Here is a 17071-nt window from a genome sequence, read left to right as displayed (position 1 = left end):
GTTTCTGGTTCTAATACTGTGCACCGTCCCCTCAGACAGGGTCCGTTCCCTTGTCACCACGGCGCAATTTCGTATCCGCGCGTCCATACCCGTTATGTTCAAGCAAGTGATTTTATCCCCGATTAAATTCACTTCCGTTATGTACTCATAGCTCGATGGGCCCATACCGCTGATCATTTATGCTCATTTAGAAGACTACCTGCCATCATTTAGGAGGCCTCTGCAAATTATGTTTCAATCAATCATTGATTTTCTTATGGATTTCGGTAGCCTCGGGCTATTTCTTCATTCCTTCGCGGATGCGGTTATTTTTCCGATTCCCGCCTTTTTCCTGCAAGTCCCCTTAAGCCTCATCAATCCATCCCAAGCTCTCTGGCTGGCAACGGTAGGATATATCGGAAGCATTCTCGGTACCCCGTTGGGATATTGGATAGGCAAAGGATTAGGCAAATCGGTCCTATATAAATTCCTCAAGAAAGAGTGGATCGAAAAAGCCTCTACCATGTTTCAACGCAATGGAGAAGCGGCTATTCTGGTCGGAGCCTTCACCCCGATTCCCTTCAAGGTGTTTACCATTCTCGCCGGCTGTCTGAATTTTTCCGTATGGAGACTCATCGGCTACGCCGCATTGGGGCGCGCCACGAAGTTTTATGTTGTAGGAGCTCTCTTTTATGTATACGGACGGGCCGCTGAGGGCATGATCGATGGTCTTAAATATCTATTCCTGGCAGTAGGGGTTGTCGTGGCGATCGGCTTTCTCGTGTTCAAGAAAATGCGAAATAAGAAGACGACCAAGCTTAACCCGGAGCAACAAAGCAGCTCGACGAGCGATTAAATATGCAATGGGTTCAGTCGCCCGGATGTCAGTATCGGCGCGGTCTTTGCCATCTGCTGTATTGAATTAAAACAGCTCTTTAACGGGCTGTTTTTTTTGCATTCGTAAGCCTCGGGGCTCCCCGCAGAGAAGTATACAGCTCTCCTTGGAAGCGATGCAAAGACAGGAGAGGATAGAAGAGGTTTGAAGCTACCTGGTCAGGGGGAGAGAAATACGCTTCGAAGGCCCCAGGTCACGCTGCAGGGGGATTTAGGCTAATATCTTTCTTAATAATTGACAAACGAGGCAGGAGCAACCATGATAGAAAAAGAGATTTAACGATGCGTTAGAGGAGTGAGATTTCGATGATCCGCCATATCTCAGAGACAAAATCCGCGTTTCGCAAATATTTGATCCTGTTCTTCACCATGATTCTTATTCCTACTTTGCTGCTTCTGGCGTGGCAGATTTACAGCAAATACCGGGATGCTGTGCAGAAAACTGTAAGCGTTTCCGAAGCCGCTTTGGAATCCGCTTCCCGCAATCTGGATCTGCTGCTGGACCAATTCGGACAAATCTCTTTGCAAATCTCACTGACTCCGGATGTGCTGGAGATGTTGAACCGCCCATTCGACCTGCAGGCTTATCAATATGCGGATATTAAAGGGCAGCTGCGAAGCTGGATGAACTCCAATGCGCTGTTTGAATCGATCTATCTGGATATTCTGCAGAACGGGAAAGTGTTGACGGTCAATGAGGGCTTGTATGACCTTAAGGACTTTTACGATAAGGACTTTCTGAACCGGGTAACCGGAGCTGCGTCTGAATTTCCGCGCCCCTGGGTCGGCTTGCGCGAACGGCCGGGGGAGCCCGGGAAGGAGATTCTGTCCTTCGTCAAGCCGGTGCCGGCCACGCAGAAAACGGCTTTAGGCTACTTGGTGTTCAATATCCACAAGGATGTTTTTATGAGCACTTTGCTGAACTTGAATTCACAGATGTCGGGACCGTTGATCGTAGCCGATCCATGGGGGCGTCCGGTTTCCTCAACGGTAGAGGGGCTGGATTTGGATAAAATGCTTCCGAAGCTCGGACCGGGAGCCATCTATACAGAAACGGTTTCGCTCGCCGGGAAGAAATACATCCTTAGCGGCGCCAAAAGCACGACGAATGGCTGGGCCTTAATGCAGCTCACCCCGGCAGGGCCCTACACTCCAGTCGTTACGGATGCTATCCGCCAGGCTGTCCTCATTATGCTTGGCGTACTTGCCGTCGGAGTCGGATTGTCCTACTTGTTCGCCTCGATTCTGTATGATCCGTGGCGGCGTCTGGCAACGAAGCTTCAGGAATTCGTGATGAGAGCCCCCGGAGACAGCCAGGACGCATACGCGGTTGTCAACCGGGCGATTCATAATTTGATTACTACGATTCGGCACAATGAACCGATTGTCCGCAATCATGTCGTGCACGAATGGCTTCACAATCATCAGCCCGAAGATCCGGACGCGGCCCGCCGATTCTCCGAGGCCGGCATTCAATTTGTATCTCCTTATCATGCTGTGCTTGTTGTAGTGGACGAGAGTAGGCGTGACCGGGATAGCTCGGCCGGGCATACGCTGTTCTTGTTCAGCCTGGCGGAGGATGAGCTGCGGGCCCGATTTATGGCGGCAGGGACGATTCTCGACCGCGGCAAGTTCGCCTTCATCCTCAATTTCGACCGGGAAGTGTTCGACGGCGAGCTAATGGCCGAGCTGGAGGACGGCTGCCGGACGATCCAGCGGCTGGCCCACAGCCGCCTGAAGGCGGAGCTTTACTTCTTCGTCAGCGGGATCGGCCCTTTGGATCAGCTGGCTGAAGCATACGAGCAGGTAAAGCGGGCCATGACCTATAAAGCTTTCCTGCCGCAATCTGCTGTATGCTTCGTGGAGGAGACGAAGGAATCCGGTCATTTTCAATATCCGGCGGCTTATCAGAAGAAGATATTGAACACGATCCTGGCCGGGGACCAGAGCCGGGTGGAGCATTATATGTCGGAGCTGTTCGACCGTTATTTATCAAGCAGCGGCTCACCGTATCCGAAGCTGCTGCAAATGATCGTGATACTGATGAGTCATGTTCTCGGCTCCTTGGTACAGGAAGGGTACGACATTGAACCGCTGATGGACCAGGTGGATCTGCTTCAGCTTCAGCAATGCCAGAACCAGTCAGAGCTCCGCAGTATGCTAATGCGTCAAATCGGGCAAATCATGGATTATTTAGAGACGGTACGGAAGCAGGCGGAGGGCAGCAGCCCATGGGTCCGGCAGGCGATGGACTATATAGAGGCCCATTATGCGAATAACATTTCCATATCGGATATTGCTTCTCATATCGGCATCAGTCCTTCACATCTGAGCCGGATCTTCAAAGCAGAGGTAGGCAAGTCTCCGCTTGAATATTTAACCGAACGGAGATTGGCGATGAGCAAAACGCTGCTGAAAGACAAATCGAAATCATTGCAGCAGATCAGCCAATTAATCGGCTATAACGATGCCCATACGTTCATCCGTTCGTTCAAGAAGGCGGAAGGGACGACCCCGGGCGAATACCGCAAAAAGGTAATGGACCTTTCTTGATTTGAATGGATTTTTTTTGTCACCCGGCAATTTTTGCGCAATAACGCCCATACGAATCAAAAACTCGTAATTTCCTCCTATTCGGGAATGCATTACGATGAAAACGCAATCATGACCATACGAAAGGAGGATTTAGATTGGCGTTACCTTCTACGGCTCGAACATCCACACTATCATTTTTATCAATGTATTGGAGGAAAGCGTGGAAGCCGTTTGCAAGCCACAAATATTATTTTGTGCTGCTGCTTCCTGGTATCCTTTACTTCTTGTTGATCCATTATTGGCCTATGGCTGGTATTGTAATCGCATTCAAAGATTTTCGGTTAATAGATGGCGTAATGGGAAGCCCTTGGGCCGGGCTCAAATGGTTTCAGTTATTGTTTGATTCACCTGATTTCTGGGTGGCGCTGAGGAATACGATCATTCTCAGCGTCTATAAGCTGGTGTTCAACTTCCCGGCACCGATTATATTGGCGCTTCTGCTCAATGAAGTGTATCATGTCGGTTTTAAGCGGGTCATTCAGACGGTTGTTTACTTTCCACATTTCTTGTCTTGGGTCATTCTTGGAGGGGTGTTATATTCGTTGTTTTCTTCCAAGAGCGGATTGTTGGAGATGTTTGGACTCCAAACCTCGCCATTGATGGATCCGGGCAGCTTTCGGGGATTACTCGTACTGTCTGAGCTGTGGAAGGAGGTCGGATGGGGGACCATTATTTATATGGCAGCGATCTCTGGCATTAACATGGAGCTCTACGATGCTGCCAAAATTGATGGAGCTAACCGCTTTCAATTAGTCCGCCATATTACATTGCCTTCGATTGCGGGCACGATCGTCATTTTGCTTATTTTGAAAACAGGTCATATTTTGAACGTAGGCTTCGATCAAATCTACAACTTGTACAACCCACTCGTTTATGAGGTTGCGGATGTACTGGATACTTATGTATACAGAGTGGGGATTACGATGGGAAGATATCCGTTCGCCACAGCCGCAGGGTTGTTCCAGTCTGTAGTTGGGTTGATCTTGATTGTATTAACCAACCGATTAGCCAAGAAATTCGGCGAACAAGGAATATGGTGAGGAGGTACTGATGCATTCTTCATTCGGAAATCGCTTGTTTAACACAGTCAATGCCGTTTTGCTTTCATTATTAGGTCTTGCCACGATCTATCCACTATGGCGAGAGATTTCCCGGTCGTTAAGCTCGGGTGATGCGGTAATGCGGGGGGGCATGTTCTTATGGCCCGTTGACTTCAGACTGGATGCGTACCACATCATAATAAAGAGCGATTATTTGTGGACGGCGTATGGCAATTCCCTCTTTATTACCATCGTAGGAACAGTACTAGCGCTTCTATTAACGTCAAGCACTGCCTATCCACTGGCCAAACGGACGCTCCCGCTCAAGAAGTTGTTTATGCTCATTGTATTGTTCACTATGATCTTCAGCGGAGGCCTGATCCCGACTTACCTGGTGATGAAAGAACTGCACCTCATTAATACTTTATGGGCCATCATCGTCCTGAATCTCATAAGCGCTTTCAATGTCATCGTCATGCTCAGCTTCATTCGAACGATCCCCGAGGAACTGGAAGAATCGGCTATGATCGATGGCGCCAATCCGATTCGTATCTTTTTTACGATTATATTGCCGCTATGCAAGCCGGTACTGGCAACATTGGCCCTGTGGATGGCGGTTAGCTTATGGAATAACTTCTTCCAATCTTTTATCTATTTGAACGATAAAGCGCACATGACCTTACCCGTCTTGCTTCGTCAAATTATTGCCGGTCAAGTTGATGCGGAAGCGATGGGCGAGCTCAATGCAGCTTCTTCGGATTCTGTCATTGCAGCCACAATTGTTGTCTCTTTGATCCCTATATTGATGGTGTATCCATTCTTGCAGCGTTTCTTCGTGAAAGGCGCAATGATTGGATCGGTCAAAGGGTAAAAAAATATTAGGAGGTCATCCCATGCTTCAGGCTCCAAAAAGAAAGATGATGTTGGCAAGCGTGCTCGCAGTATCGATTGTTTCCGCTGGTTGCAGTGCAAAAAATGAGAAGGATGCGGCTGTGACTGCTACCGCGACTCCAGCAATTAAAGAAGTGAAAACGACTACCTATGAAATCCTCCGCAAATTTGCCGCTCCGGAGTATCCGGCGGATGGCGGCGTGGGCAAGAAAACGCTCCTTGAGGCATTTGAGAAAACTGGAGCGAAGGGATTCGATTTCAAGGTTACTCTCGCAAGCGGAGACGATTACTTTACCAAGCTGAACATTCTTGCTACCTCAAGCCAGCTTCCTGACTATTTCGACATCGATTCGAAGACGCTCGCACGGTTCTCCGAAGAGGGACTGCTTCTGCCACTCGATGAGTATCTGAAGGATGCTCCAAATCTAATGAAGATCATTCCGGAAGAATTCTGGAAGGAAGTCACGTTTAACGGTAAAATTTACGGCATTCCAAAGGGAAGAAACGACAAGCCGTTTAACTTGCCCAGTACACTTGGACTTACCATTCGACAAGATTGGCTGGATAACCTCAAACTGAGTCAGCCGACCACACTAGATGAGTTGTATGCCGTATTGCAAGCCTTTGTTACACAAGATCCTGACAAGAACGGCAAAGACGATACATTCGGTCTGGGAGTTTCCAACGAGACGAATTTCAATGCGATCTTTGGCGCGTATGGCATTATCCCTAAATATTGGACTGAGGTAGACGGAGGAATTAAGAAAGGGCTCGTGCTTCCCGAAATGAAAGAGGGCCTTGCTTTACTACAGAAATGGTATGCGGAAGGTCTTATTGCTCACGACTTCCCGATTATGGAATCCAAACAAAGAGATGAGCTGGTTGTAAACTCTCTGGTCGGAGTGTTCGAGGGAGATGTGTATTATACGGAAAAGATGTCTAGCCCACTTGCAACTTCGCTGCATGAAGCCAATCCCAATGCCAAGCTCATCATGCTGGAAGCGCCGAAAGGTCCGGCTGGTAAGCAAGGCTATCAAGAAAAGCTCTATAATTCGGAGTTCACAGCACTGTCGGCTAAAGTTCAGGATCCCAAGAAATTGTTCCAATATCTGAATTGGGTTGCCGATCAGAGCGATGAAGGCGGATTCAATCACATGATGTACGGCATCGAGAATGAGGATTTCACTTACGACCGCGCTACGGATACAATCGAATTGATTACTCCGTATGCCGAGCTGTATAAGAAAGGGTATTCCAACCCGGTTCGATTCGTTATTGTTACCGATCGTCGTTCAGCGAAGCCAGAAGTTCGTGAGGCCATTGAAATTGTGAACAAACATGTGATCTCCAATGCCTTGTGGAAATCGGTTCCAGCAGAGATGGATTATCCAGATCTCGAGACTAAGCTGTGGATGGAATATTTGGTCAAGATCGTTACGGGCGTGTGGCCTGTAGAGAAGTACGACGAATTTATCAAAAAATACTATGCTCAAGGCGGTAAACTCATCGAAGAGCAAGCCAACGAGCTGTGGAAATCATTACAATAAAATGCAGTCAATGAGCTTGTGATGCCCTCTATTGCTAATTATTTCGATTTAATCGAACAACTCCTGCAGCCAAGTCAGATGATCCACCGACATCTGACTTGGCTGCAGATAATTGAATCCTAAGGGAGGAGCATTATGTATGAGTAGGTTGAGAAAAGGAATTACACAATTAAGTATTTCGGTTATGCTGCTTAGCTTGTTCTTACAGATGTTTGCTAGTTCTGCGAATGCTCAAGGGATTACCCAAGTCACAGGCAACGAAATCGTCAGTAATGGCTATTATGTGTTTGCAATCCCAGGGATCAACAGCTACTTGCAGGGGCGTGGCCAATATGCACTCTCCTCGAATCCTAACACGAACACATCGCCGTTACTGCGCAGCCATATCAAATTTGATGAGACACTTCCTCAGGTAAACGAGGCAATCGTATGGCAGGCAATACCATTCGGTTCAGGCTACAGTCTGAAAGCCTACTCTGAGGATGGAACCAATGCCTACTTGAATATTTCGGAAGTGGACTTGACGCTTGGCGAACAGCAGGAGTTAGTCCTGACAGTAAATGATAACGGCACTATTCTCATTAGTCGTGAGGTAAACGGTACCTATTATTATGTGCGGTTCACCAATGCAAACGGCGTAGGCTGGCAATCCAGCCCGGATAATTCATACCTGCCAAGTATGTCATTCCGTGTATTCCCCGTTACAGAAAATATGATTATTTCAAATGATAGAATCCTAGAGATTAACGCGCATGAGATCGTCAGCGGCGGGTTCTATTCACTCTCTATTCCCGGAATTAACAGCAATACGCTTGGGCGGGACGAATATGCTCTGGCAAGCGAGAGCAATGGCAATGCTGCCCCCTTATTACTTCGTCATATTCCATTTGATGTCGGTCTGAAGAGCATATCAGCTGTTCTCGTATGGCAAATTGAAAGCTATGGAAGTGGCTATAGCCTGAAAGCCTATTCCAAAAGTGGAGGCGCTTCCTACTTGAATCTTAATGGAAATGATTTGACGCTGGGTGAACGGCAGGAACTAAGCCTGATTATCAATGACGATGGAACCGTACAGATTTCCCGCAATGCAAACGGTTCGATTTATTATGTGCGGTTCACTAATTTAAACGGCGTAGGCTGGCAATCCAGTACAGACGCTTCTTATAAGCCAAGCATGTCATTTCGCGTGAGCGCTGTTCCGCTTTCCTTGCTTGAGAACAATCCGATCAAGCCTGTTTCCTCAAGCAATATGCATAGCGGCGGGTATTATATCTTTGCCCATCCCGGCATTGGCAGCACCGACCAAGGCCACGGTCAGTTTGCTTTATCCGGTATCGAAAATATCAATTCTAACAACTCTATGCTCAGACATGTGAAGTACTCTGAATCACAATATGGTCTGGATGATACCATCGTATGGAAGTATGAAGCTTACGGGTCTGGCTTCAGCTTGAAGCTGCTCGGTGCTGACGGGACGGACAGCTATTTGAACCTTGATATGAATGGTTCAACCGCTAGCGCAACACTCGGGCCCAGGCAAGAATTGAAGTTTACTAGAAACGCTGACGGAACGGCAAAAATTTCGCGTAGCCTGAACGGGACCACCTATTACGTTCGTTTTACGACGGCAGGCGGCGTAGGCTGGCAGGCAGGCACTTATGATAGCAGCAATGCTTTCCGAGTGTTTGAGGTTCCTAGCGCTCGTATTATGCCAATGCCAAACATCGTCAAAGGTCAGCAATTAACGGAAGGCACGAAATATATATTGGCCATCCAGAATATTTCCAGTAACGATCAAGGCAGAGGATTGTTTGCGCTATCCAGTAAGCCAACGGCATACACGGATCAGAAGCTGTTCCAGCACGTGAAGTTCAGCGATACTGTTCAACCTCCGGTGAATCCAAGTCTGGTATGGGTTTTTGAGAAATTTGGCGGTGGTTATAGCTTGAGGGCAGAAGGTGTTGAGGGAGACAACAATTATTTGAATATCAGCATGGCAAACAGCAAGCCCAATGCATATCTGGGTTCAAGGCAAGAGCTGAATGTGGTTGTCAACGAGGACGGGACAGTAATGCTGTCTAAAGCCTTGGAAGGAATCCCTTTTTATATCCGGTTTACGAATTTAAGAGGAATCGGATGGGAAGCAGCTCCTGCAACAAGCTCTGCATCGTTTCTGCTATACCAAGTATCCGATGTTCCGACGCCTAGACCGACTTACTACAAAGTCGGGGCAACTCACCTAACGAGCGGCAACGATTACGTACTTGCGATTCCGGGCATTACGCCAACTGGCGGCACCAAGGATCAGTATGCCGTTTCCAGTGAGAATACAACGAGCTCAGACCCATTGCTATTGAAGTATGCCAGCTTTGATGCCTCTAAAGACACAGTGGACTATCGACTGGTATGGAAATTCGAACAAGTTGAAGGTGGATGGGCGATTAGGTCTCATAATGAAGCAGGTGAGAACAGTTATCTAAACATTCATCTAAGTAACAGCAATCAACCTTCAATTTCACTTGGGCCTAAACAAACATTGACTGTTAATGCTGATGCTACAGGACTAGCGAGCGTGTCCCGAGTCATTGACGGCAAGACGTATTACGTTCGTTTTACGACAGTGAATGGTCAAGGCTGGCAGGCGAGCGCGACGAACAGCAACAATCTCTTCCATGTGTACGAAGTGAACATCGATAAGACAAAGTTGGATCTGGAAGAGCCTCGTGAACAGCCTTTGTTTACGATTTCGGCTCTGTCTGATTTGCATGTTGATTACGGTTTGCAGGATAATCCGGACGTGATTAGACCGCAAATTCGCGCTGCACTTGGAACCATTAAGACGAATGAAAATCCGGATCTGGTCGTTGTGACCGGGGACAGTTCGAGTACAACTGGCAGCATCCCATGGGGTCAAGAGACATACAATAAGTTTGTTTCGCAGGTGACAGGCGCTTTCGCAGAGACGAGCAAATACGGAAAAGTGCTATATGTTAACGGGAATCACGATTATGAAGCAGGTTCGACTGCGTACAATTCCGGCGCCTATATCGATTCAACGATGCTAAGCAGCCTTGGGCAATATGAAGATGTGTTATATGAAGGTGTAGATCGGACTTCCAATCTGTTGGCTTATCACTACATGATTAACGGAATTCACTTTATCGGGATTAATACTCCGTATAATGGGGACGAAACCATCGATTCCAATGTGTATACGCCCGAAGCTATCGATTTCGTGGAGAACACACTTTTGACCATCGGCAATACCGAACGGGTTATCGTACTTGGTCATTATCCTCTTCAAGGATCAAAAGCATTAACTGCGCCAGCGAAAGCTCTCTCTGATGAGAATGGCATGAACACCCGCTTGCATCGCATTTTTTTGAACTATCCGAACTTGATCTATCTCTATGGCCACGACCATGGTGGTCCTTTCATCGAACAGGACACTTTCGAGCGGGTGACAGCCTATAACGCTGACGGCAGCATAGAACAGGATCGTAACGTTCGCTCTACAGGCTATGTCTCTAGCTTTGCAGGTTCACTAAGCTATTATAACAATCGATATAATCCAGGGCCGCTCTCAGCCGAGCAACCTGCAGTAATCCAGTCACTCATGGTCTATGTTTATGAGGACTATGTAGATTTGCAGATGAAAAACTATGGGGAGCGGAACGGAATTAAGAAAAACCTTGCGCCGTATACGATTCCTTTCAGGGAATGGATAACCTCTCGGACATACACGATCGATCATACGGCGGGAACGGTTACGGACATTCCACACCAAACGACCATTGAAGCCTTTTTGGCCGGGTTTGATCAATCGGAAGAGCTTTCCGTATTTGGATTGGATGGGAATGAAATCACTGATCATAGCAGAATCATCCGTTCTGGGATGGAACTGAAACGAATGAGCGGTACAGCTGTGCTGGACTCCCTGCAGGTGCTTGTTAATCAGGCTGCCGTGACAACGCTGCCGATCGAGGGCAACTCGAAGGTTCCTAGCTCGGCAGAAACCGAGATGGTTGCGCTTACGGATCAGCAATTCAATAAAATCGTTGTATACAAGCAGGATAGCCCAGATTGGAATGATCCGAATGCAATCGTATGGAAGTGGCAGCCGACTACCGCATTAGGATTTACGGGAATTAGCACCTTTGACCTTGTGACGGATGCGAAGCTTCGCTATAGTGAGTTTTATGGCGGATATGTTGTTGTGACGACCGCTTCTCGTGGATTTGTGGGTATTATTGATTACGAAACTGGTGAACGGCTATATAGCCGCGCTACGAAGAATGAGGAGAATCCTCATTCCATTGAATTGCTGCCGGACGGAAACATCGTTGTGGCAGATAGTGTCGGCAACGCTGTGACCATATACGCGTCCAGTCAGGGGGATGCAAATGGTTATTATTACCGAGTAGAGCTTCCTGGAGCTCATGGCTTAGTTTGGGATAACCAGCGCAAGCTGCTATGGGCAGTTGGAGATTATGAGGTGGTCGCTTATGAAATCACCGGCACGACAGAGCGGCCAACTCTAACATTGAAGGAAGGTTTGGGGGCTGATCTCCCGGCAATGGAAGGCAAAGAAGGGGCTTGGGGCCATGATTTGTTCCCTGTTACGGAAGGCGGGGACCTGCTCTGGGTGACAGCCCAATATGAAGTGTATCAGTTTAATATGGTTACTGGAGAACTGTCTAACACATTCGACTCGCATGATGATATTTTTAGCACTCATGTCAAGTCCATTGGAACACAGCCGTATACGGGCAACATTATCCGTACTGTACCTAATGGAACGATGGCATCTTGGGCCACGAATGCGGTGGATATATTCCGTTTCGATGGACAAGGCAGCTACACGCATGATCTAAGAATTCATAACAGCGAGGCGTACTACAAGGCGCGTACCTGGTATCCTAGCATTCGGATGATCAATGATATGATCAAGGAGGAACCTTCAAGTCCACTGGCGACAGACAAACCCGGCAAGCCGGTATTGTCGAGTGACAGTGGGTACGACACGGGCCTAAGAGACGGCAACTACACGATTACCATGAATCAATGGTGGGGCAATAATGGGACGACATACAAGTTGTATGAGAATGGGGGGTTAATCGATACGCAGTCATTAATTGATAAATCTCCTGATGCCCAGACGGCTGCAACCGTCCTAACAGGCAGAATTAACGGCACTTATGTATACACATGCGAATTGATTAATTCCTACGGGACGACAAATTGCGATTCGATAACCGTTGTTGTTGCAGATGCCTTACCGGGTAATGCTGTGCTCTCCAGCGATAACTGGGATGGGGACGGAAGCTACAACGTGATGATGAATATGTGGTGGGGAACCAATGCAGCTACCTTCGAGCTCTATGAGAATGGGGAATTGGTACAATCCGTTCCTCTGCTCGAAGCGACACCTGGAGCTCAATTCGCAACGGTAACCATGACAGACAAACTAGCAGGAACGTATGAATATTACGGTAAGTTAATCAATGCAGCTGGTGAAACGATAACGGAAAAAATTGTCGTACATGTATCTTAAAAAGCAGTGGAGATCTAATAGTGGAGAACAGCTAGCTTAGCAGATGATACCGGGATCCCCACTGCTAAGCGGGGATTGCTTCTTAGGAAAATGATGATAGAAAAGGAGGGGAATGAAGGGGTCGAGGTGATCATTACACCCGATGCTCCGAACGAAAAGTGGCAGGCAGGGAAGGAAATGTCCGGTATCGTTGAAGCGATATTGACGGGGATCAACCATTCCATCCCGCAAAGGAAATATGTACTGACGGCCAGTGGGGCGAAGGCGGACTGGATCCGGCAAAATTTGCAGATCGGGGAAGCGATTTCCGTTAAAATAGAGATAGACGGCGGCCTCGAGGAGGCTGAGTATGTCTTGGCCGGGTTCAACCATAGATTCGCTAATGTCTTGGTTCATGAGGGCAAAGTGAGCGAAGCCGTTCTGAATATCCAGGATCCAAAGATCATCGTCTAACTGACAGGTTAACGAAACAGAGGAGAGTGAAACGGATGAGGCAACCGGAAAGATGGAAGGTCGGTACTTCTTATAATGTCAAGAATACCGCCGGACTGGAAGAGATCAAGAGTGCCGGATTGGATTGTATTGAATTGGTATTGCACAGCAAGGACTGGAACAGTCAGTTCCAGGAGCTTTCCGAGCAGTTTACCGCGATCGTTCAGGAAGCCAATCGCCTGAACCTGCATATATGGTCCGTCCATTTGCCCTATGGCCATGATTGGGACGTTTCCTGCCCGGATGACGCCAAGAGAGAGGCGATCATAGCCAATCAGTATAAATTGCTGGAGCTGGCAGAGAGTTGGGGAGTAGGCCGGGCGGTACTGCATCCGAGCTATGAGCCGATTCCGATTGAGGACAGGCGCCGTCGGTTAAGCATATGCCGGGACGGACTGCAGCAACTGGCCCGCCGGGCGGGGCATCTGAATATTCGAATAGCGGTGGAATGCCTGCCCAGAACCTGTCTCGGAAATACGAGTGACGAAATTTTGGAGTTGATCGGGTCTGAAGATCGATTGATGGTTTGCTGCGATGTTAACCATCTTCTTCAGGAAACCGCGGTCGATTTCATCAACAAAGTCGGTTCGCGGATCATTACCGTTCATATGTCCGACTATGACGGGGAGGATGAGAAGCATTGGATGCCCGGAGAAGGAATTATAGACTGGAAGAATGTTCTTCGAGCCCTCGCCGGCCACGGATATGAAGGTCCGTTTATGTTCGAGGTGAGAAACCCTTCCCCGGAAGATCTTACGGCATGCTGGAGGCGGCTGTTGGCATTGAATCCTTAATTATGCGTCATTCTTCTTGGAAAGGCTGCTTGGCAGGACCGCCTGCTAAGCGGCCTGCTTGTTTTTTACCAGAGCTATTAGCCTTCGATGTGCTTCCGGTATTCATGGCAAGAATCTACATTCGTTTATAATGACGGATTGGATCGAAAAAATGAATATTCATCATCCGACGGTGCCGAATCAACGGCAGGGCTTCTTGAAAATCCATCAATTTTCTTCATCTGCTGGTGCCGCGGCCAGAGGCATGGGAGTCTAAATGGATTTTTAGAGGCTGTCGATTAATGGTGTACGATTATGATCATGGAAACCTGCACGGTTTGGTTTTAACAGAACCAGACGACCTTAATCGCTCCAAATGGGCCTTTCGGTCATTTTAACGGAACTAGATGACCTTATTCCCAAGAAATGCAGGCGAAAGTAGGATAATTCTATGAAATAAGCGCGTCTGGTTCCGTTAGTCTAAAAAAACCGCCTATTTTGACGAAATAAGATCTCCCAGTTCCGTTACGTTTACGCTTTTATCCATTACTAGTTTCATTGATGCTACACAATTTTGCTTTTACTATTACATTCATCCAGTTGAACACCTTTTCCACATTAAATCGACTGCCTCTTTTTATACAGTTAGTTTACTCCTACGAGGTGAAAAACTGAAAACTACCCTGAAAATCCATCAATTTTCATCATCTGCTGGTGCCGCGGCCAGAGGCATGGGAGTCTAACTTCTTTTCTCTAGCCGTCACCAATTTTGGATATACTTATGTTGAACGAAACCGAGTTACCGCCCTATGGACTTTCAATTACCGCATTTATGCTCAAATGATTGCCTTTATGGAAATGGAGCGTATATGGTCGATAGGATTGGAAACAACGTTAAATAGTGTTGCGAGTTCGGCTGGCACCAGAATGACGGGTAACTTTTTTGGTTTTTTTGACCTCGGAATCTCCTGTATGTCCCATGTGCGATGGAACGTGTTGACATACAGAAATTTCAAGGCGCTGTAGATCACGTTGGAGACTGACCAACCACCACGCGAGGGGTCGGGAGCTTTCACATACAGCGCACTGGCACGCTTTCCCGGTGTATTACGGAGAAAGCGGACAGAACCGGAGCAGATCGCGCTTTCCCGGCACGCATTGTAGTGAAGATATTTTTGGATTTCAGCTGTTCCAAGATTTACCCTCCCCAAGAGCGATCAGGGGAACTCCTGTTTCCGCCAGTTCAAAGAGGCGACGGGGCTCGAAACTGGACTTTGGTCTAGGAAACGACTTGCCCGAGGTTGGAGGCAGCCGCTGCCTAATTATGCTAATCTGTTAAAAGAACAGGACGGGCGAAGGAGGAAAGGAATAGTCTATGAATGCTAAGACCATTTTAGGAGCGGTTCTGCTTCTTCTCGGGGCGTTTTTGTTTTTAAATCAGGGAGAGACATTCGGAGTGGGGACGATTTTCGCCCTATTCTGGCCCAGCATGTTTATTATTCCGCTAGGCTTGTTTTTCCATTGGATGTACTTCTCGCTGACGAACCGTCAAGGGGTAGGGCTGCTTGTTCCCGGCGGGGTGCTCCTGACGGTAGGAGTTGTCTGCCAAATCTCCATGCTGTTTGACAGTTGGGGCTACATGTGGCCGGGATTTATACTGGCTCCGGCAGTGGGACTGTTCGAGCTGTATTGGTTCGGGGGCCGCAATAAGTGGCTGTTGATCCCGATCAATATTTTGACGGTGCTGTCTCTCTTGTTTTTTGCCGTCTTCTCTATCGGCTCCATGCTTACGCATCTGTCCAGCGGTTGGCCGATCTTCCCGATACTGATGATTCTTGTGGGAGCTTTTATGCTGGTCTGGAAGAAGAGAGAAGTTTAATGTGAAAAATATGTAAGGCCGTCGCATGTAATGACCAGTCTTGCCGGCAAAGGGGCTGTCTCACAAGTCGATTTATCATTTTTCAAGCCCCGCCTGGAGTTAAATCTGGCTGTTAGCAAAGGACCCTGTTCCTACAAAATAGTGGGATTGGAGGTCCTTTTTGCTTCATTTTGGAATGTTCCCGTTTTAGGCAAACGCTATTGAGACAGCCCCTGCTTTGTGGGGTATGAACAGGCTCCGCCAGGGGCTTTTTTTTATTTTCAGGTTAGGAAATGACTTGGCGTAAATGACTTGGTGTAACGGCATTACCGGAATGATCACACTCCGCCGGTAGTTTCTGCTTCGCTAGCATCGATCTGTCCCCTATAAAAATTGTATATAAAAATTGAGCATTGAATAACGGCCGGAAAACCTGTTATTGTGCTAGTACCGACAAGAAAGGAGTGTACGCCTGAATGCCGCCACACACTGAAGCCGCGCCCCATTTCAAACCCGGTCTGGCGCCGCGCATGAAGAATTATGCCCGCTTCCTCAAGAAAGATTTGCTCCGCAATAGAACGATCTATTTGATGTCGCTGGCCGGTCTCGCGTATTACATTTTGTTTAAATATGTCCCTATGTACGGATTGACCATCGCCTTCAAAAATTTTACGCCTGCCAAAGGCATTATTGGTAGTCCGTGGGTGGGATTCACACATTTCGAGCAGTTCTTCAACAGCCATTACTTTTGGCGCATCCTGAAGAATACGCTGCTCATCAATGCGTATGAGCTTATATTTGCATTCCCGGCGCCGATCATTCTGGCTTTGCTGCTAAATGAGGTGAGGAGCACTTTTTTCAAACGTTCTGTGCAAACGGTTACATACCTCCCGCATTTCATCTCTACAGTTGTAATTTGCGGTATGATCGTTGATTTCACAAGCAAAAGCGGGCTGATCAGCTCAATTATCGAAGCCTTCGGAGGAGAGCGGTCGAATTTGCTGCTTAATCCGGATTACTTCCGAACGATCTTCGTCGGTTCGGGCATTTGGCAGGGAGTTGGCTGGGGATCGATTATTTATCTGGCTGCCCTGTCCGCCATCGACCCGCAGCTGTATGATGCCGCAACGATCGATGGGGCCAACCGATGGAAGCAGATGCTTCATGTCACGCTGCCCGGTATTAAGCCGACTATCGTCATCATGCTCATTCTGAACATCGGCGGGATTATGAACGTCGGATTCGAGAAGATTATTCTGCTGTATAACCCGATGACCTACGAAACGGCAGATGTCATCTCCAGCTTCGTGTACCGAAAGGGAATACTCGAAGCGAGCTACAGCTACAGCACTGCAGTCGGCATGTTCAACTCCGTGATCAACTTCATGATGCTTGTTCTGGCCAACCGAATCAGCCGTAAGTTCAACGAGACAAGTCTGTGGTAGAGA

10 protein-coding genes are annotated in these 17071 nt (G+C 47.8%); all 10 read left to right on the top strand.

The features are described 5' to 3' along the window. The first annotated feature begins 229 nt into the window (after positions 1-229). Positions 230-835, top strand: a complete 606-nt coding sequence (locus ACFQ03_RS09010; protein ID WP_379287586.1) for a YqaA family protein — start codon at positions 230-232, stop codon at positions 833-835. 344 nt (positions 836-1179) lie between these two features. After that, the gene (locus tag ACFQ03_RS09005) at positions 1180-3426 is read left to right on the top strand and encodes a helix-turn-helix domain-containing protein (RefSeq protein ID WP_379287584.1); all 2247 of its coding nucleotides are present in this window, start codon (positions 1180-1182) and stop codon (positions 3424-3426) included. Between the two features lie 137 nt (positions 3427-3563). Then, entirely contained in the window at positions 3564-4508 is a 945-nt protein-coding gene (locus ACFQ03_RS09000; protein WP_379287582.1) for an ABC transporter permease, read from the top strand. A 10-nt stretch (positions 4509-4518) separates the two neighbouring features. After that, complete coding sequence (locus tag ACFQ03_RS08995; RefSeq protein WP_144940300.1) at positions 4519-5379, top strand: carbohydrate ABC transporter permease; 861 nt, start codon at positions 4519-4521, stop codon at positions 5377-5379. 22 nt (positions 5380-5401) lie between these two features. After that, a complete protein-coding gene (locus ACFQ03_RS08990) occupies positions 5402-6946 on the top strand; it encodes an extracellular solute-binding protein (RefSeq protein WP_144940298.1) in 1545 nt (514 codons plus the stop codon). Between the two features lie 139 nt (positions 6947-7085). Beyond that, on the top strand, positions 7086-12500 hold the full coding sequence (locus ACFQ03_RS08985; protein ID WP_379287579.1) for a DUF6528 family protein: 5415 nt from the start codon (positions 7086-7088) through the stop codon (positions 12498-12500). Between the two features lie 90 nt (positions 12501-12590). Further along, on the top strand, positions 12591-12953 hold the full coding sequence (locus ACFQ03_RS08980) for a hypothetical protein (protein WP_144940296.1): 363 nt from the start codon (positions 12591-12593) through the stop codon (positions 12951-12953). Between the two features lie 35 nt (positions 12954-12988). Beyond that, positions 12989-13786, top strand: a complete 798-nt coding sequence (locus tag ACFQ03_RS08975; RefSeq protein WP_144940294.1) for a sugar phosphate isomerase/epimerase family protein — start codon at positions 12989-12991, stop codon at positions 13784-13786. A gap of 1354 nt (positions 13787-15140) precedes the next feature. Beyond that, positions 15141-15644 carry a hypothetical protein gene (locus tag ACFQ03_RS08970; protein ID WP_379287576.1) on the top strand — a complete coding sequence of 168 codons (504 nt, stop codon included), beginning with the start codon at positions 15141-15143 and terminating at the stop codon, positions 15642-15644. Between the two features lie 455 nt (positions 15645-16099). After that, a complete protein-coding gene (locus ACFQ03_RS08965; protein WP_379287574.1) occupies positions 16100-17068 on the top strand; it encodes an ABC transporter permease in 969 nt (322 codons plus the stop codon). Positions 17069-17071 lie beyond the last annotated feature (3 nt).

It is taken from the genome of Paenibacillus residui, assembly GCF_042677205.1.
Classification (GTDB): Bacteria; Bacillota; Bacilli; order Paenibacillales; family NBRC-103111; genus Paenibacillus_L; species Paenibacillus_L residui.
The sequence above is the reverse complement of the archived record's forward strand: the minus strand, read 5'-3'. Positions and strand labels throughout refer to the sequence as shown.